This is a genomic window from Streptomyces sp. SAI-170, assembly GCF_049739565.1.
GTDB lineage: Bacteria > Actinomycetota > Actinomycetes > Streptomycetales > Streptomycetaceae > Streptomyces.
On record NZ_JBMGQD010000001.1, the window covers coordinates 1,080,822 to 1,099,004 of the forward strand.

The 18,183-nt window shown below is 68.0% G+C and carries 10 protein-coding genes and 5 pseudogenes; 9 read left to right on the forward strand and 6 right to left on the reverse strand.

Features of this window, described 5'->3' with window-relative positions; genetic code table 11:
- Positions 1 to 211: 211 nt before the first annotated feature.
- Positions 212 to 1,240 carry a tyrosine-type recombinase/integrase gene (locus RKD23_RS04925; protein ID WP_424852493.1) on the reverse strand — a complete coding sequence of 343 codons (1,029 nt, stop codon included), beginning with the start codon at positions 1,238 to 1,240 and terminating at the stop codon, positions 212 to 214.
- Between the two features lie 198 nt (positions 1,241 to 1,438).
- A complete protein-coding gene (locus RKD23_RS04930) occupies positions 1,439 to 1,630 on the reverse strand; it encodes a helix-turn-helix domain-containing protein (RefSeq protein ID WP_424852494.1) in 192 nt (63 codons plus the stop codon).
- A 345-nt stretch (positions 1,631 to 1,975) separates the two neighbouring features.
- Here RKD23_RS04930 and RKD23_RS04935 point away from each other — a divergent pair, with 345 nt between their 5' ends.
- Both RKD23_RS04935 and RKD23_RS04940 read left to right on the forward strand, forming a co-directional pair.
- Positions 1,976 to 2,341, forward strand: coding sequence for a RacP protein (locus tag RKD23_RS04935; protein WP_424852495.1), 366 nt, complete (start codon positions 1,976 to 1,978; stop codon positions 2,339 to 2,341).
- Positions 2,342 to 2,397: 56 nt separating this feature from the next.
- Positions 2,398 to 2,818, forward strand: a pseudogene (locus RKD23_RS04940) (transposase); the annotation flags it as partial.
- A gap of 6 nt (positions 2,819 to 2,824) precedes the next feature.
- On the opposite strand, the pseudogene RKD23_RS04945 reads toward RKD23_RS04940, so the two are convergent.
- Positions 2,825 to 3,991 (reverse strand): annotated as a pseudogene (locus tag RKD23_RS04945) (IS110 family transposase).
- A gap of 365 nt (positions 3,992 to 4,356) precedes the next feature.
- Here RKD23_RS04945 and RKD23_RS04950 point away from each other — a divergent pair.
- From RKD23_RS04950 to RKD23_RS04965, 4 genes and pseudogenes are all read left to right on the forward strand, one after another.
- Positions 4,357 to 4,745, forward strand: a pseudogene (locus tag RKD23_RS04950) (transposase); the annotation flags it as partial.
- Positions 4,746 to 5,059: 314 nt separating this feature from the next.
- Positions 5,060 to 5,311: a hypothetical protein gene (locus RKD23_RS04955; protein WP_424852496.1), complete on the forward strand. Its 252-nt coding sequence runs from the start codon at positions 5,060 to 5,062 to the stop codon at positions 5,309 to 5,311.
- Positions 5,312 to 5,794: 483 nt separating this feature from the next.
- Positions 5,795 to 6,046 (forward strand): hypothetical protein, encoded by a 252-nt coding sequence (locus RKD23_RS04960; RefSeq protein ID WP_424852497.1) that lies wholly within the window; start codon positions 5,795 to 5,797, stop codon positions 6,044 to 6,046.
- 403 nt (positions 6,047 to 6,449) lie between these two features.
- Positions 6,450 to 6,862 (forward strand): annotated as a pseudogene (locus RKD23_RS04965) (potassium transporter TrkA); the annotation flags it as partial.
- A 22-nt stretch (positions 6,863 to 6,884) separates the two neighbouring features.
- Here the strand turns inward: RKD23_RS04965 and RKD23_RS04970 are convergent.
- Entirely contained in the window at positions 6,885 to 7,583 is a 699-nt protein-coding gene (locus RKD23_RS04970) for a potassium channel family protein (RefSeq protein WP_424852498.1), read from the reverse strand.
- A 538-nt stretch (positions 7,584 to 8,121) separates the two neighbouring features.
- Between RKD23_RS04970 and RKD23_RS04975 the strand changes: the two are divergent.
- From RKD23_RS04975 to RKD23_RS04985, 3 genes and pseudogenes are all read left to right on the forward strand, one after another.
- A pseudogene (locus tag RKD23_RS04975) lies at positions 8,122 to 9,595 on the forward strand (alanine/glycine:cation symporter family protein).
- Positions 9,596 to 9,826: 231 nt separating this feature from the next.
- Positions 9,827 to 11,134 carry a Na+/H+ antiporter NhaA gene (nhaA, locus tag RKD23_RS04980; protein ID WP_424852499.1) on the forward strand — a complete coding sequence of 436 codons (1,308 nt, stop codon included), beginning with the start codon at positions 9,827 to 9,829 and terminating at the stop codon, positions 11,132 to 11,134.
- On the forward strand, positions 11,131 to 11,400 hold the full coding sequence (locus tag RKD23_RS04985) for a hypothetical protein (RefSeq protein ID WP_424852500.1): 270 nt from the start codon (positions 11,131 to 11,133) through the stop codon (positions 11,398 to 11,400). Before nhaA ends, RKD23_RS04985 begins: the two co-directional genes overlap by 4 nt.
- Before the next feature lie 231 nt (positions 11,401 to 11,631).
- Here RKD23_RS04985 and RKD23_RS04990 read toward each other — a convergent pair whose 3' ends face one another.
- Positions 11,632 to 11,805: a hypothetical protein gene (locus RKD23_RS04990; protein WP_424852501.1), complete on the reverse strand. Its 174-nt coding sequence runs from the start codon at positions 11,803 to 11,805 to the stop codon at positions 11,632 to 11,634.
- A gap of 158 nt (positions 11,806 to 11,963) precedes the next feature.
- Positions 11,964 to 18,182: a DNRLRE domain-containing protein gene (locus RKD23_RS04995; protein ID WP_424852502.1), complete on the reverse strand. Its 6,219-nt coding sequence runs from the start codon at positions 18,180 to 18,182 to the stop codon at positions 11,964 to 11,966.
- Between the last annotated feature and the right edge of the window lies 1 nt (position 18,183).

Genomic DNA, 18,183 nt, shown 5'->3' on the forward strand with positions numbered 1-18,183 from the left:
TACTCACAGTGACAGGCAAGGACATGGCGCTCCGGAGAACCTCAAAGCGGTGCAGGAGGCCGAGGATGACTCGCCCCTCGAGCACGAGGTACGGATGAACGCGGCAGCTTTCCATCGCGATGGCCTCCAGGGCGGTGACCAACCCGACCCGGGACCATGACTGGCCGCCACGTCAGACGCGCCCTTTGTTGGAGGTCGAAGCCAGCTCAGCTTATGCGGCGAGGTCGAGGTTGAGGATTTTGGCGGCTTTGCTGATGGAGCCGGGCATGAGGTGGCGGTAGATCTTGAAGGTGATCTCGATGGTCTTGTGGCCCATCCACTCGGCGACGTCGGTGATGGGGATGTTGTGGGTGAGGCAGTTGGAGGCGAAGAAGTGGCGCAGGCCGTAGACGACCATCCCCTCGGGGATGTCGATCTCGCCGGCCTTCTTGATCCGCTGCCACTGGTTGGCGATGTGGTAGTGCGGGAACGTGCGGGTCGGGTCGCTGGGGTGACGCAGCAGGTAGCCGTCGACGGTGCCGTGCTTGTCGGCGTACCACTCGATCGTCTGCCGCACGCGGGCGGGCAGGGGCACGTCGCGGTACTCGCCGGGCTTGCGGTGCTTGAGCCGCTCGTACTGGCAGGTGGTGCGGTTGACCTGTTCGGTGATGCGGTAGACGTCGTCGGCGACGATGTTGTCCAGATTCACGGCGAAGGCTTCACCGTTGCGCATGCCGCAGCCGCTCATCAGGTCGGAGACCAGGAGGAAGCTGTCGTCGCCGGCGGTGCGTATCTCGCGTAGCTGCTCGGGTGAGGGGATCACCACCCGCTTGGGGTCGTACTGCGGCGGCTTCACCCCGGCGACCGGGTTGTCGTCGAACAGGCCCAGCCGGTTCGCGTCCAGCAGGATCGCCTTCAGCTTGTCGAACGCGTTCGCCTGCGCGGCCAGGCCGATGCCGTTGCGCTCCAGCGCCTGGATGAAGCCCTCGACGACCTTGTGGTCGAAGGTGTTCATCCGCCGGCTGCCCAGCAGCGGCAGCAGATGGATGTTCAGCAGCGACTCCAGATGCACCATCGACGCCGGCCCCAGGTCCCGCTGCCCGGCCTTCCACTCCGTGGCGTACTCCTCGAACCGCATCGCCCCGTACCGCGCGATCCGCTCCGCCTTCGCCTGCCCCCGCGGGGCGGCCTTCTTCGCGTTGTAGATCTCCGTCAAACGCGCGATCGCCTGGTCCTGGGTCGAGAACCCGGACTCCTTCACCTGCTTACCCGCCGCCGACCGGTACCGGATCTTGTACGCGTGCGGACACCTCGACCACCGCGACCGCGGATGCTCACACTCCTTGAAAAACGAACCCATCCCACGAATCAACGAACGACTCTGCAAGCTGAACTTCCGATGTAAATCATGTCCACACGCTTTGCAGCGGACTTCTCGACTTGTGAAGCTCGGGCAGCGTCATCCGCTCATTACTCGCTGCTGCATCGCCCAGGCTTCGACTTCTGATGTCTTGAATCGAATCTTGGCATTGGAGCCCGCGCCGAACCTGTAGGCCACGAGTCCAGAACGCGCAGAGTTCTTGTATAGCCAAGAAACGGAAACATTCAGGTACTCAGCCGTCTCCCTGACATCCATGAACCTCACTGCCATATCGCCTTCCGTAATTGACTCACATGACTCTCCAGCCGCCTGGAGATTTTCACAGATCGACCTTTAGGGATATAGATCTACCGCTTGACGCCGGGCGCCAGCCTCAATAGTCCGCTGAATCGCCGGTTTGGCTAACCGGCGATCTTCGCCTATATTGCGCTGCCGCCAGGCTCCCCACGTGACTCACGACCAGGGCCGCAGCGGGCACAGGCGTCCCGAGGACACCCGCATTCGGAAGCAGAGGTTCGCCCGTCCCATCCAAAGCCGGCGGCACCACCGATCTCAAAGAGCGTTTCCGAGCGCAGATCACCCGCCGCCCAGCGACACGCCGACACCGTCCGGTTCGTGCTGTTCGAGGCCCGCCCGGCCAGTCTGACCTTCCACCAGCTGGTCAGATCCAGCGAACTGTCGCCCCACCAGACCCGGGCGAGCCTGGCCTGCTTGCGGGACATCATCGCCGAACGCAGCTGGCCGCCCCTGATCTGGACCAGGGCGGACGGCTACAAGTTCTGCTCGGACCCGGCCGAGCTCCAGGCATACGAGGTCGCGGTCATCTGGGAGAAGCTCACCGAGATCCGCCGGTTCCTCACCGGCGTCGTCGCCCCGCACGCGGCCCTCCAGCCGAAGGGCCGGTGGATCAAGCACCTGAACACCCAGCTCAGCTCGGTCGAGTCCACGCTCGACGTGATCGCCGACTACATTGACGCCTGACCGGCGGGTGCCGGCCACGAAGCGGCCGGCACCCGCCCCGTCCTTGAAGGAGGGAAGTGCCGCGCAGGCGCTGCTATCCCTCCGACACCTGGGACGACGAATGGGCCCTGCCGAGCCTCTGTTCCCGACACCGGCCCGCGAGACCAGGGCGGGCGGCCGGCCTGCCGGCCGGAGAAGCATCCCCGCCGGGAGATCGTCGACGCGATCCGCTATGTCGTCGACACCGGATGCAAGTGGCGGGCCCTGCCCAGGCACTTCCCGCGCTGGCGCACGTGTTATCGGTTCATGGCCCACTGGGCAGCCTGCGGCGTCGTCGGGCAGATCCGTGACCAGCTCCGCAAACGCATCCGCCGCGAGATGGACAAGGCGCCCGGTGCGGTCGCGACCGTCATCGACTCCCAGTCGATCAAGGCCGCGGAGACCGTCGGCAAGGACTCCCGCGGCTGCGACGCGGGCAAGAAGACATCCGATGCGAAGAACGTGTCAAGCGGCGAGGGCAAGACGGGGCTCTCGCGAGGTCGGGAAGGCTACGGCCTCGTTGAACGGGATCTGGTGAGTCAGGCAGTGGTGGAGGCAGCCGATCATCCGGTTGAAGAGGCTCTTCTGAGCGGCCGTGTGCCGGTCTCCGGCCTCACGTCGGCGGTCGTAGTGAGCCCGCGCTCCGTCTGAATGGGCCATCGCGGAGAAGGCCCACATGTAGCCGACGCCGGCGAGCCGTTGGTTCTTCACCCTGCCGGCCGCGACGGACACGCTCTTGCCGGAGGCCCGGGTGACCGGGGCGGAACCTGCGTACGCCTTCAGCCCTCTGGCGTCGGCGAACCGAGTCCGGTCGTCGCCGATCTCGGCCAGAACCCGAGCTCCGCTGAGCGGACCCAGCCCTGGGAAACTGGTGATGATCCCGGCATCAGCATGCGCCTCGAACGCTTGCACCGCGGCCTCGGCGAGATCATCGGCGCTCGTGCACACGGCTTCCGACTGCCGGAGCAGCGCGAGGGCCTGGCCCCCCATGGCCTCCTCGACCAGGGGAAGATGGCGCATCTGCGTTGCGCGAAGTGCGCTGTGCAGACGTTCGGCCTCCCTATCGATGGTGTTCTTGCGCCCGGCATTCTTCAGCACGGCCCGCAGCTGCGGCCGGGTCAGCTTTGCCGCCTGGCGCGGGGTCGGCGCTGCGGCCAGCAGAGCCCGGGCTATGGGGTGATAGATGCCCTCGCGGCGGTTCCCGACGGCGGCCAGATAGTTGGGGAAGTACTCGCGCAGGTGGGAGGTCAGATTGTTGCCGGCCTGGGTTCGGTCCCAGACGGCGTCCTGATGGGCGCGAGCAAGGACCGCGACGGCCTGGGCCACCTCCGAGTCGGCGGGAAGCATGCGGTGTGACGGTCCCGGTACCGGGCGGCGGCCATCGGGAGGATGGCGTAGACGGGCCGGCCCGTTGCCCGAAGGCAGGCGACCAGAAGACCGCGGGAGGTCTCAATGGCCACCGGGACGGAGGCCCTGCGGACTGTCGCCATGCTCCGCGAGCATTTGAAGCAGCTGGTCGAACCCTTCCGCGGAGTCATCGATGCAAGCGCGAGCAAGCAGCGGACCCGCTTCGTCGACGGCAGCTATGTCGTGGTGGTCGCTGGCCCAGTCGATGCCGCAGAACGCTCTCACTCGCCTCACGCATGCCCATCGAACCAGTGTTGTGGCTGGTCACAGCCGTGAAGGGCATGCGTCTCTCTAATGGAAGGGCTCGATGGCCCGACAACCGATTAGCCGTTCATGACCCCAGCGACCTGCGGGGCCCTCGGTCTTGATCGGAGCTGGTGGCTCCCGAGCACGTAAGAGGTAGTCCCCGCAGGGGGCTTGGACCACGATCATCATCGGTGATCAAGTGCTCGCCCTCGATGCCGACGGCGAGCGCCAGCACACGTCAGTCTTCTTTGAGGACTCAAGGCCCGGATCAACGGAGGACGTCGTGCTGACGTCGGCGATCGGCATCGAGAAGGTGTTCAACGAGCTCAGCTCCCGCCCATTAGATCAACGGCCGCGAGCGGCACCTGGTCGTGGACACCAAGGGCCTGCCGCTGTTCGTCATGGTCACCCCGGCCGACATGACCGACCGCGACGCAGCCAAGGAAGTCATGTTCCGGCTTCGGCTGATGCACCCGGAGATCACCATCGTCTAGGCCGACTCCGCCTATGCCGGGCAGCTCGTGGGCGAAAACCTACCTGACCTTGACGATCAAGACCGTCAGCCGCCAGAAGAACGTCCCCGGGTTCGTCGTTATGCCCCGGCGCTGGGTCGTCGAACGCTCACACGCCTGGGTCATAGACGCCCGTCACGCGCGTGACACGGCTCGTCCAGCACTCGGAATCGCTCATCACCTGGGCCGCGATCACCTCGATGACCAGGCGAATAACCCGCCGAAGCTCCCGTAGGAGCGGACAGCCGGGCTCTCGCGAGGCTCCACACGACTGATCATCTCGGCACTGACGGTCAGCAGTCCCACCAAGAGGCCACCGGGCCCACAACCCTGCCTCATCATCGCACCACCACGACAGCGCCGTAGGGCATTCCGCCTCGGGGCCGTCGCCACAGTCGGCGGATCACGGCTAAAGACAGACGAAGTCTGTTTCCGGTAATTTCCACCTGGCTATCTGGCAAGCGTGGACGACGGAGCAGGACACGGGGTGGATCGGCAGACGGGTCGGTGGACGTTTCTCATCAACCATGCCTGGGTGCTCCTGGCCGTCGCGAAGGATCCCACCGCCCGCCTTCGCGACATCGCCGCGGTCTGCCACACCACCGAGCGCACCGCTCAGCTGATCGTCTCGGACCTCGACAAGGCCGGCTATCTCAGCCGCGAGCGGGACGGACGGCGCACCCGCTACACCCTCCACCTGGGCGGCAGGTTCCGCCATCCGGCAGAGGCCCACCTGCCCGTGCGGCGCCTGCTGGAACTTCTCGCCCACCACGACCACGACCGCTGAAGCCACCCATCCGCTCCTCATGACCCACACCGGCAGGCGTTCGAGATGCGGACGAGAGCAGCACTGGATAGACAGAAAGGGTGAGTGATCATAGGGCCGGTGCAGGCCGCCTCTCCCCACGAAGCTGGTTCGTGCGCGCTCGTGTCCGCATCCTCACAGAACACCAGTCCACCTCCGTTGAACCCGTGATGCTGAGGATCTTCCGTCCCGGCGAAGAACTGCAGATGGTGCAGTGGGGCCGACCCGGTGACGAGATCGGCATGACACCCTGGTGGACCAGCCATGACGTGCATGCGGCTCACATGGTCCCCGCGACGAAGGTCGAGGTCCTCGAAGTCATGCAGCCGCTGCCGATCCCCTGCCCCCGCCCACCTCATCCCCGACGCCACCGGCACCGACGCATTCCACAATGCATACCGGGACGCCATCGCACGCAACACCGTATTCGTCGCCATCGAATTCGAAGAACGTCAGCAGTGGATCGTGAAGGCGGACACGCTGCCGGCCGGTCAAGGCCACGCTGTCACCGACGCCGTCAACGACGCCGTCCGCGCCGCGATCACCCGCCTGGTCCACAACCACGAGGCTGATCCGGACGCCTACAAGGGGCCGATCTACTTCATGATGCACGGCGTACGGAGCGAACATCGGGCCCGCGAACTCGCCGCCGCACTTCACGCCGCACTCTACGGAGACCTGGAACCCCTGTCCCGCGCCGTCCCGCCCACACCTTGACACGGACACAGACACCGAGACCAACACCTCACCGAGCTTGCAGCCCCACCATGTTCAGAAAAAGCCTCTGCCGAGGCACAACACCCGCAGGCAATCCCGCCCGCACAAGCCAGCCGGCATCCCGCGAGAACGACCGAGACTGACGGTCGCCCGGACACCGCCACCCCACTCCTACCGCGTTCCCGCCCCCTCCACCCTCCCGCGACACCGCTCAAGCAGTGCAGGGATCGCATGACCGCGGTCATGCGATCCCTGCGCTGCGACCTGTTCGGCGAGGACGACGTCGTCGTTGATGTCGGTGTCGTCCTCTCCCACGAAGGCACCTCGGTCACGGGATGCGGGACGTACGTACCTGTGTTCGGCGCCGCCGAACAGCGGGTAGCGGGGCAGAGTGGGGGTGTTGATCTCCACCCTCTCGGCACCGGCCTTCGCCGGAGCCATGATGGGCCGCCAGATTCTCGGCGCCATCCCGGTCGAACGCCGCGTCCTGCTCTTCGCCGCCCTGAATGTCGCCGGGCACCCTCAGCTCGAGGGATGCACCGTCGCCAAGTCGTTCCGGCCCGGCGCCTGGCGCGTCCTCGCCCTTGACACCGCCGAACCCGGCCATCGCCTGCCCGACCTGGCCGCCAACCCGGCGCACGACGGCACCGACCGGCCGGCCGGGCTATCTGGGTCCTCCACCCGGGTTGCGTCCTTCGTGGCGAGGACCGCGTCGTCCTCGCCGCCACCCGGCAAGGACTGGCCGAGCTCCTGGGCCGACAGCCCCTGCCCACCGTACGTCCTCCCGACCCGGGGTCCGGCGGCCATCGCGTCTGACCAGTCGGTGTCGACCTGCCTCTCACGACTGAATCGGTGTCGTGCCGTGGCCGTGGTCCGCCGCGTACGCGGGGATGACGCAGCCGGAGCTTCCCCGGGTGTGCAGGAATCGGTCGTCGAGGATCACGGCGAGGTCGTCGAGGGCCGTGCGCAGGATGGAGCCTGCCAGGCGGACGTCCGGGTGCTCAGCGGCAGCAGCCTGTTCCGCCAGGGACACCGCATGGTCGAGCTGGAGCGGCAGGGAGGTGTGGTCGTCGACGTCGTAGAAGTAGTACGACTCCGGGTACTGCATGAAGTCGACCGAGACCACCGAGACAGCGGTGGCGAGCCCGTCCAGGAGCGCTGCACCCCCGTCCGAGTCGAGCGCCGACGCCGGGACGCGGCTACGGCGCAGGTGGGACAGGCGCAGGGCGAGAGCTCGGCGCCTGGCCAGAGCGGGATAGATACCGAGGATCCACGCCACAGTCGCCGACAGCAGGGCGAACCCGGACAGGGCTTCGACAGGGGCGAGGACCCGCAGCCAGCCGGCGGTCGGAGCGATGTCGCCCAGGCCCAAGGTGGCCAGCATCACCAGGGACACGTAGAGCGCGTCGAGGGGGCCGGCGTGCCGGCCGGGGCTGAGACCCGTGGCGTACGAGAAGTGCTCCGGCATGTGCGGCCAGTAGATGAATGCCCAGCCCACGGCCATGGTCGAGGCCCAGACCGCGACCACTGCGACCATTCCCAGCGGTCCAGTCAGCCCCGCAGGCCGGTGCCGAAGGGCAAGGCGAGCAGAGAGGCCCCACATGCAGGTCATCGCCAGTCGGCTCAGCCCGCCGTGGCGGGTCGGGTGCCAGAGCGTGTGGAACACATCCCGCAGGGCGCCCAGGACGAGAAGGGCGCCCACGATTGTCGCGAGCCACGTCATCTGGTCCCCCGTCGGCACATACATACACGATGAACGGACACAACCGTCCGACTAACGGTCGCATCACGGGTGCTGGACTTTCGGAACATCACCGTCCGCAGTGTGACATGCGCCACCCACCAGGGGGTGGGTGCTGTGGCACCAATACGCAACTTCGCAGGTGGCACCACCCCTCGCCGCCCCGCGGACCGGTCGGCCCATCCCCCGGCCCACCAGGCCTGGCGATCACTGTCCAAGTCCGGGGACAGCTTCGTAACCGGTCGCCGATCGGACAACGGCGTTCGCTCACAGCCCGTCCCCTCTCCGGCGCAGTCTCCCCGCGCGCCCGCCACGGGCTACGAGGTACCCACCCGTGTCACTCGACGCCTTCACCCAGTCCGTCGACAAGAACAGTCAGCGGATTCTTCGAGCCCAGAGCCACCTGGCTCGGCGAGGTCGTCTTCTACTCCGTGCCCATCGCCGGCACCGAGATCCCTCTGATCGTCGCCTGGCTCGTCGTGGCCGGCATCGTCTTCACCGGCTGGTTCGGCTTCGTCCAGCTGCGCAAGTTCAGGCTCGCGGTCGACGTCGTACGCGGCAAGTACGACGAGAAGGGCTCCGCCGGCGAGGTCAACCACTTCCAGGCGCTCACCGCCGCCGTCTCCGGCACCGTGGGCCTCGGCAACATCGCCGGTGTGGCCGTCGCCGTCTCCATCGGCGGCCCCGGCGCCACGTTCTGGATGATCCCGTGCGGCCTGCTCGGCATGGCCACCAAGTTCGTGGAGGTCACCCTCGGCGTGAAGTACCGGGAGGTGCACGCCGACGGCACCGTCTTCGGCGGCCAAGTGCTGGCGGTCCTCGCTTCCTTCTTCGTGCTGTTCTTCGGCCTGTTCGGCGGCAATCTCTTCCAGGTCAACCAGTCCTACGCGCAGCTGGTCTCCGTGACCGGCGGCGAGAGCGGCGCCCTGGGCTCCTCTGAGGGCGCTCTGTTCTTCGGCATCCTCATCGCAGCGCTCGTCGGCATCGTCCTCCTCGGCGGCATCCGCTCCATCGCCTCCGTCACCAGCAAGCTGGTGCCCGCTATGGCCGGCATCTACATGGCCGCGTGCCTCGTCGTGATCGCCGTCAACGCCACCGCCGTCCCCTCCGCGATGTCCGCCATCGTCGAGGGCGCGTTCAACCCCGAGGGTGTTGCGGGCGGTGTCCTCGGTGCACTGATCATCGGCTTCAAGCGGGCCGCGTTCTCCAACGAGGCCGGTCTCGGCTCCGCTCCCATCGCCCACTCCGCGGTCAAGACCAAGCGCCCCGCGAGCGAGGGACTGGTGGCCCTGCTCGAGCCGTTCATCGACACGGTCGTCATCTGCACCATGACCGCGCTGACCATCGTCATCGCCAACCCGGCCAGCTGGGCCGAGGCACGTGCGGGCCAGTCCATCGGCGGTGTCACGATCACCTCGGACGCCTTCGGGACCGTCATGCCGTGGTTCCCGTACATCCTGACCCTCGCGGTCATGCTGTTCGCGATCTCCACCGTGCTGACCTGGGGCTACTACTGCATGAAGGCGTGGACGCACCTGTTCGGCCGCAGCCGCACCAGCGAGCTGACCTTCAAGGTCCTCTACACCGTCTTCTCGGTGGCCGGTTCGCTGCTCACGCTGCAGACGCTGATCGACATGGCTGACGCGGTGCTCTTCATCCTCGCCGTCATCAACATCATCGGCCTGTACCTGCTCGCGCCGGTCGTCAAGCGGGAGCTGAACTCCTTCCTCGCCTTCGTCAAGCGGCGTGACGCCGGCCTCGACACGGACGAGGACGCCGACCAGGAGCCGGTGAAGACCACCGTCTGACCGTCCCCCGGCGGCCCGGCTCCTCTAGTGCGCCTGCCCCCACCTCGCGCCTTGGTGGGGGCAGGCCCACTCGCCTGTCCAACAGGTGAGAGGCGTTCTGGTGAGGCACCCGGTCACCCGATAGGGTGTAAAGCACGCATCAAGATGATGATGCTGGTGTGCCGGGAAGTCTGGTCGGCGTCCGAGGGGCCTGTGTGCCCGCCGCCGACATGCCCCGGAGGGTTTCTTCCCATGACGCAGGCACGCCCGCGCAAGATCGTCTTCGGATTGCTTCCCTGGCCCGAGCGGCAGGCCGTCGGCGAGGCCCTGCGTACGGAGACGGTCGGCGGACTGGTTCTGCTCACAGCGGCCGTCATCGCTCTCGTATGGGCGAACAGCCCGTGGAACACGGCGTACGAGTCCCTGCGCGACTTCCACTTCGGCATACCTGCCCTGGGCCTGGACCTGTCCGTCGAACACTGGGCCGCGGACGGCCTCCTTGCCGTCTTCTTCCTCGTCGCCGGCATCGAGCTGAAACGCGAACTCGTCGTCGGCGAACTGCGCACCCCCGCCACAGCCGCACTCCCCGTGATCGCCGCGCTGTGCGGGATGGCCGTACCGGCCGCCCTTTACACCCTCACCGCCGCCGCGGGCGGCGGAAGCCTCGGCGGCTGGGCGGTCCCCATGGCCACCGACATCGCCTTCGCGCTCGCCGTCCTCGCGGTCATCAGCACTCATCTGCCGGCCGCGCTGCGGGCGTTCCTGCTCACCCTCGCCGTCGTCGACGACCTCGGCGCCATCCTCATCATCGCGCTCTTCTTCACCAGTAACCTCAACTTCTGGGCCCTGGCGGGGGCGTTCGCCGGCCTGGCCCTCTTCTCCCTCCTCCAGCGTTTCCGGGTACGCGGCTGGTGGTGGTACGTGCCCCTGGGCATCGCCATCTGGGCGCTGATGTACAACTCTGGCGTCCACGCCACCGTCGCGGGCGTCGCCATGGGTCTGATCCTGCGCACCACCCGCGAGACGGGCGAGGAGCAGTCCCCGGCCGCCCGGGTCTCGCACCTCGTCCACCCCTTCTCGGCAGGCGTCGCCGTCCCCCTCTTCGCCCTCTTCGCTGCCGGCGTCGTCGTGTCCGGAGACGCCCTGACCAAGGTCTTCACCGAACCCGAGCCGCTCGCTGTCGTCGTCGGCCAGGTCGCCGGCAAGACCCTCGGCATCTTCCTGGGCACCTACGCGGCCGTCCGCTTCACCCGCGCCAGCCTCAACCCCGACCTCGCCTGGGCCGACGTCCTGGGACTCGCCGTCCTCGCGGGCATCGGCTTCACCGTGGCCCTGCTCATCGGAGAGCTGTCCTTCACCGACCCGGTCCGGGCCGAGCACGTCAAGGCCGCCGTCCTGCTCGGTTCCCTCACCGCGGCCCTGCTCGCCTCCGGCCTCCTGCGCCGCCGCAACCGCATCTACAAGCGCCTGTGCGAGGAGGAAGAACGCGACGAGGACGCCGACGGTATCCCCGACATCTACCAGGTCGACGCCCTGCCGAGCTCCGACACAACCCGATGATCACAGAGGACATCGGCCCGGCAACCCTCGCCGTCAGCGTCGTGCTCGCACTCCTGGTCATCCGCACCGCCGTAGCAGAACTCAAGGACCCGGGCACCGCCCGCCGCGAGTGGGCGTTCCTCCGCCACGCCCGAGCGCTCGCGACCGGCCTGACGGCGCTGACACTGTTTGCCGTTCTCGGCTGGGCGATCTCCGGACCAGCAAGCCTGCCCTGGGCGGCACTAGTCGGCCTGCTGGTCGCGCGCATCGAACACGGCACGAGATGAGGCCGCCCTCCAAGTCGGCCGGGCCGGGAACGTCCGATCGAAAGCTTGGGATACATCGTCATGGGACCGCTGACAGCAGCGGCCGGCGGTCTCCTGATGTTCGTTGTCATACGTCACACGTCGACGACAGCCCCTCCCAGGGCGGTGGCCTCTGCGCCTCATCCTGCTCGCCTGTCCGGCAACACAGTGGTGGACGCCGGCATGGCTCGGCTGATCAGCGAGCAGTAACGGTCAACCCGTCGTCTTGCGCCCGGTCAGCCACAGTGCTGCTCCTACCGCGATAGCGGTCAAGCCCAGGATGAGGAGGGGAAGGCCGGGGCCGGGAAGGACGTACATGGCTCCTCCGGCCACGAGGAGGGCGGCACCGATCGTCATCACCAGAACGCCTGCGCGGGGCTGGGACATGCTGATTCCTCTACGTCTGCTGGGTTGGTACTCAAAAAGTCCCGGTCTCGCCGGGTGGTTGCCCGGGCTGCTGACGTGCAGATGCCCGGGCAACCTTAAGAGGGTGGGGATCGATCACTGGTGCCAGGGCTTACGCATGAAGCGTGCCTGGCAGGCGATCAGTATCCCCAGTAGATCTTCGACGAGTAGACGTACACCCGTCGATAGGTGGTCCACCAGGACGACGTCTCCGAGAACCGGAAGTTCGTGTAGGTCTTCCGGTAGGTGATGCGGTCCTGGTACTGGGTCGTGTAGACCGACACCCACTCGGCGAGAACCTTCTCACGGCTCCATGACAGGAGGGTGCAGCGGACACCGCGCTGGGTGCGCCAGCGCCACCGCTCCTTCCAGCCCACGATCGCCAGAGGCGTCCAGTCGGCGAGCGCGTCCCACATCCAGGAGTACTTCTTGGTGCGCCAGCTGGTGTAGGACCACTTGCCGGACCACGTGATCTTGATGTCGCTTCGCCATCCGGTCCAGGCATACCACGGGATCTTGCAGGGCAGGCAGCCGGAGATATCCTCGGCGTTGACCGGGTCGCCGCAGACATAGTCGTAGTTGCTGCAGCTGCCGCCGGCCACCGGGTCGGTCTGCAGGAACCGGCCGGAGGCCGGGTCGTACAGGCGCACGCCCATCAGGACGAGGTTGCCGAGGGTGTCGGCGGAGCGCTGTTCGCCACCGAAGAAGCCGTAGCGAGCCTCGCCGGTGCCCGTGCGCTTGCCGAACTCGTCGGTCGTCAGCGCGGTGGCCGGCTTGGTGGTGTCGAGCGGGAGGGCGAGAGCGACGTCGTTGTGCAGATCGACGAACTGCAGGACGACGTCACCGGTCTTGCTGGTGGTCGCGCCCAGGTTGCGGCCGGCGGACTCCACGTTGCGCGTGATGGCGCCCGTGGCGGCGTCCTCGACGATCCAGGTCGGCTTGTCGCTGTCGCTGCTGTAGTGGTTCGTCTTGGTGGCGGTGGTGACCCAGCTGCCAGTGGCGTTCGACTCGACGGTCCAGGAACGGATCCGTCGGGTGGCGTCGAGCGCCCAGGTCTGGCGCTGGTTGCCCAGCACCTGCTGCCTCACGAGGTCGTTGAGGTAGTAGCTGAGGGTGCCCTCGCCCGGAACCGACGTGGCGCGGCCGAAGGTGTCATAGGCGTAGCCGCTGTCGGTCTTGCGGTCCGCTGTGTCGTAGGTGCTGGTGACGGTCGTACCACCGGTCGTCGGGCATTCGAGGCCGGGCACGCCGGCGGCCGTCGTGACGGAGGTGCGGTTGGAGTGCTTGTCCCAGGCGTACGAGCGGCGGGTGCAGACGCTGTCGACGGTCTCCTCGACCGTCGACAGACGACCCGCGGCGTCATAGCGGTAGTCGCGGTTGGCGTTCTGACCGACGCCGCCGGCGCGAGAGGCCCACTGGTCGTGCGCCGTGACCGTGGCGGAGTCGCTGAAGAGCAGACTTCCGTCGGAGTCGCGGGTGTAGGCGCGCTCCGTCGGCTTGCCCGCCGGGTCGGTGGACTGGGTCATGGTGTAGCCGCCGGGCAGCTTCTCGGTGGCCACGTTGCCGTCCGCGTCGTACGTGGCACCGAAGGTGCCGGCGACGGAGTCGGTCAGAGAGACGAGCAGGCCGCGCGGCTCAGCCGTCGTGTCGTAGGTGTAGGTGACGGTGGACGGAGCGCTGTCGGTGCTCTTGACCGGCCGGTTGAGCTGGTCGTAGTGCACCGTGGTGATGTTGGCGTCGGCGTCCGTGTAGGTCATCTGACGCCCGAGCACGTCGAACGTGCGGGTGATGCTGCCTGCGCTCGTCGAGGTGGTCTTGGTGAGGTGTCCTGCCTCCGGGTCGTAGGTGAAGGTCTGGTCGGGGATCGCCGTGCCGGCCGTGCCGCTGGTGGTCACAGCCGTCTGGCGGCCCGCCGCGTCGTAGGTGGTGACCAGCGTGCGCGTGGCGCCGTTGGCGGTCTCCACCACCTTCGCGGGCTGCCCGTAGGCGTTGTACTCGTTGTAGATGACCGGCAGCGCGCCGTTGGTGCCGGCGGCCGCGCCCGCGTAGCGGACCTCGCAGACCTGGTCGGCCCACTCGGGGCGGCCCTGGCAGGTGCCGGTGCCGGTCGCCGACCAGTAGGTGGTCAGCTGGGTGCCCGGGTCGGTGCCGGTCGACTTCGGCATCAGCGACTTGATCGGCCGGCCCTTGTCGTCGAACTCGGTGATCCGGGTGATCGCCAGACCACCGGGGTCCTGGACGTTCTTCGTCGCCAGGCCCTTGACCCAGTCGTACTCGGTCGTGGTGACCCGTCCATCGGCCATCTGGCCGGGGTAGGTGACCAGCTCGGCGCCGACGGTCTCCTTGGTGGGCTGGTTGACCACGGTGGCGGAGCCGTCGGTGGGACGGCCGGCGTCGTACTGGGTGGTGGTCCAGGTACGGCCGGGGGCCGCCGTGCCCGCGGCCAGAAGGACGGTGCCGTCGCCGGCCTTGAGGTCCTTCTCGACGGTGAGCATGCGCAGCGGGCCGCGGGTGTCCGTCGAGCGGGATCCGTCGGCGGAGAACGTCGTCTCGCTGGACAGCAGTCGGGCGCGCTCGGCGGATCCGGCTGCGTCGGTGCCCAGGCCGAGTTCGGCGAGGCGGATCCTGTCCTGGGCGGTCAGGCCGAGGGCGAGGGCCCGGTTCGCGGCCGAGAGCTCCATCACCGTGTTGCCGTACCGGTCGTACTGCGTGGTGGTGATGTGGTCACCGGGGTTGCGCTGGTTGACCTGCCGCCCGGAGGCGTTCAGGTAGACCACCATCGCCCGGGCGTAGTCGGCCTTCGTCAGCTGGGCTCCGTCGGACGACGAGGGCACCTTGTCGGCGGGGAAGACCGCTGTCGCGTCCGACGGGGCGTCGTACTGACCCCACTTGGCGACATCCGCCGTTCCCATGGCGGCGGGCGCCGTCGTCCCGGCCAACGGGACGTTGTAGACGACCGTGGAGGTCGCCGTACCAGAGACCTGGTCCTTCGTGCCGGCCACCAGCGTGGGGCGCTGAACGGACAGCAGCATGCCGTCCGAGGCGCCGGTCACCGCGGCGACCTTGCCGTAGTTGAACGTCCAGGGCAGCTGGCCGGGCGGGGTCAGGGTGACGATGCGTCCGGCGGAGTCGTAGGTGTAGGCGGTCTTCAGCGCGGGGCTGATCCGCGGGTCCCACGCCTCGCGCAGTCGGCCCTGCTCGTCGTAGGCGTAGCGGGCGACAGTACGAGCGGTCGCGTTGGCGGCGCCGGGGTCCGTGGCCCACACCTTGAGCTCGGAGACCTGCCCGGCGATGTCGCCGAAGGCGCTGGAAGTGGCGGTGGTGGTGGGCGCGTAGACGAAGTCCAGGACCTTGCAGCCGCGCGTGGAGGGCGTGGCTTCGCAGGTCGTGGCCGAGGCCGCGCCGGTGGCGCCGATGATGCGCTTCGGCCGGCTGACGCGCTTGCCGTCGATGGTGACGGCCTCGGAGACGACGAGGCTCTCGCCGCCGTCGATACCGGACTGCACCGCGCTCGACACCTGCCAGGTCGGGGCGTCGGCAGCGGCCTTCTTGAAGGTCGTCACCGAGCCGTCGTCCTCCTTCAGTACGAAGGACGAGGCGAAGCCGCCGGTCAGCGTGAGCTCTTCGAAGCCGGGCTCGGGGACCCAGCCGTTCTGCGCCTGGTTGGCCGTGAAGTAGACGGACGAGCCGTCGGCCGACACCACGTTCAGCGAGGTGTTCGAGGTCTTCTCGATGTGCGAGTACCCCGAGTCCACCTCCGGCGCGACGGTGCCGGAGACCCACTCCTTACCGAAGATGGGGGCCTGGCCGGTCTGCTTCGCGCCCTTGTCCGGCACACGCGAGGAGGCCGTACGGGTCACTGAGAGGCCCATCACCTCGGCGTCGGAGGCACCGAGCGAGTAGTCGCCGTTCAGCAGGTTGACGGAGCCCGGCCCCACCTGCGAGCCGGCGGCACCGTCGGCGTTGCGGTCGACGACGACCGGAAGCGGCTGGGTGCTTCCCGCGGCCCCGTTCGGGCCGGTGAAGTCGGCCTTGATCTGGACGCTTCCGTCGGGGTCGACGGTGCTGGTGGCGTTCCAGGTCAGGGCGGCGTTCTTGCCGTTCGTCAGCGGCACGGGCCAGGCGGCGAGCGCCTGACCGTCCTTGAGGACGTCGGCGGCGGGGATCTGCGTCCACGGGTCGGCGTCGGACCGGCGCCAGGAGAACGAGACGGAGTCGTACTTGCCGGCCTCGGCCTCGGCGACCAGCGGCAGACGGCGCGCCGTGCTCTCGCCCTCGCTCGGCTGGACGAAGCCGCCGGGGCCGGCGTGGAAGGTGTACTCCAGCGCCTCGGACTTGTTGTCGGCCTTGTCGACCTGCCGGACCTGCAGAGTGTGGGTGCCGTTCTTGGGCGGTGTGACGCTGATGGCCTTGGCGGCGGTGGAGCCGCCGGTGGAGACCTTGGTCCAGGTCAGGCCGTCCAGCGACCACTCGAGCCAGTTGTGGTCGGTGCCGTTGGGGGTGGCGGTGAAGGTGCCGGTCTGCCCGGCGCCCTTGACCCACGCGGTGGACGGGTAGTCCGTCGACGTGATGCCCGTCGGCGCGGACGGAGCGGCGGTGTCGACCGTGAAGGTCTTCCACTCCGACCAGCCCAGGTTGTAGTGCGTGCCGTCGTACGGGCTGCTGCGGAACTTGTACGTCTTCCCGTTCGTCAGCACACCGGCCGGAACGACCACCGGAGCGGGCTGCCCGGAAGGCACGAACGCCGACCGCAGCACCGCGCCCACCTGGGTGTTGGTGACCGAGTCGAAGATCTGGTAAGCACCCTGGATCTTGTCACCGTTGGGGTCGACGAACGTGTCCCGCAGCGTCGGGGTGGCCGTGTTGACCACATAGGCGCCGCCGTAGGAGTAGAACGGCGGGCCCGCCTCCTGCTTCGTACCCGTGCGAGGCCGGTAGTTGTAAGTGACGACCAGCTTCGGCGGGTTGGCGGCGGCGTTGGCGGAGTTGACCCGCTTCCACTGGCCCGTGATGGCCTCGTCGGACGCGCGCAGGCCCATGTTGGACTTTGCCGCCTTGGCCGAGGCCCATTCCTGCACCAGCGTGGTGACGTTGGCGTTGATCCAGCCGTCCGGCTGGGTCGAGCAGGAGGCGTTGCCCCGGGTCTCCGTGGAACTGGCCTTCTCGGCGATCCACGACGGCTGGGCCGTCCAGCGCGAGGAGGTCGAGGCAGCCCCGGTGGACCACACCTCCCACGGCTGGTTGGGGCAGGAGGTGCCGGTGTAGTTGCCGGAGTGGAAGTTCCACAGCGACAGCTTGGCGTCCATCACCAGCGCGTCGGCGATCGGCGCGGTGTTCCAGGAGATGAACGAACGCGCGGTGCGGTAGGTGCCGTCGGCGTTCTTCGTGCCCGGGTTGCCCAGGTCCAGCTCGACGTCCGTGGACCAGTCGACCGTCGTGCCCTGCTGCACGTAGGTGTCGAAGACGTTCGACAGCGAGGAGGTGGACGGGTCGACCGTCACCGGGTACTTCGTCGCCGGGTCGGCGAGGAACTTCGCGTCCGGGGTGATGACGAGGTCGACGCCGCCCTTGGTCTTGACGACCTTCATGCCGACCGCGACCTGGCGCGTGTGCTTGCCGGAGACCGGGTCGACGGTGGCGTCCCACATCACCGGAGCCGGCATGACCGCGGTCTTCTTCGACTTCTTGTCCTTGAACAGCACACTGCCGTCAGCCTGCTGCTCCACCTTCAGACCCTTGGTCCTCAGGGGCAGGGTGTACGAGAAGCCGTCGGCGGGCCGCTCCTTGACCTCGACGAACTGCTCGAAGCCGGTACGGGTGGCCTCGACCACGACATCGGCGCCAGGTACGGCGTTCTCGTACGTGGCCCGGGTGCCGTCCAGCTTCGGGGCCGGGAGGCCGCCCCTCCACTGGAGGGTGATCGCCTCGTCCCCGGTGCCAAGGGTGACGAGATCAGTGGCCGGGGCCGACTGGGCGGCCTTCAGCGAGCGGGGCTTGGTGCCGGACTTGCCGGCCAGCCTCAGGCCCGTCGGGTGCGACCTGGACACGACCGTCCCGTCCGACGACCTGACGAGGTCGACGTCGACGTCACGCCACTGGCCCGAGGCAGGGTCGCGGAACCGGATGGGACCGGCCGACAGCTCCGTGGTGAGCGACCCGTCCTTGTGGACCCAGGTCGTCGAGGTCTCGGTGCGCTCGGAGAGCGCCTCGACCCGGTGGCCTGAGAGGCGGGCGGTCACACGGGCGGAGGCGATGTCCGTCGCGGTCGTCGCGTAGGCCGGCTTCTGCGGCTGAGCAGCCGCCTGCTCAGCGGGGGCGGCGAGCGCCGCTTCCGCACCGTAGAGAGTCGAAACGGCCATC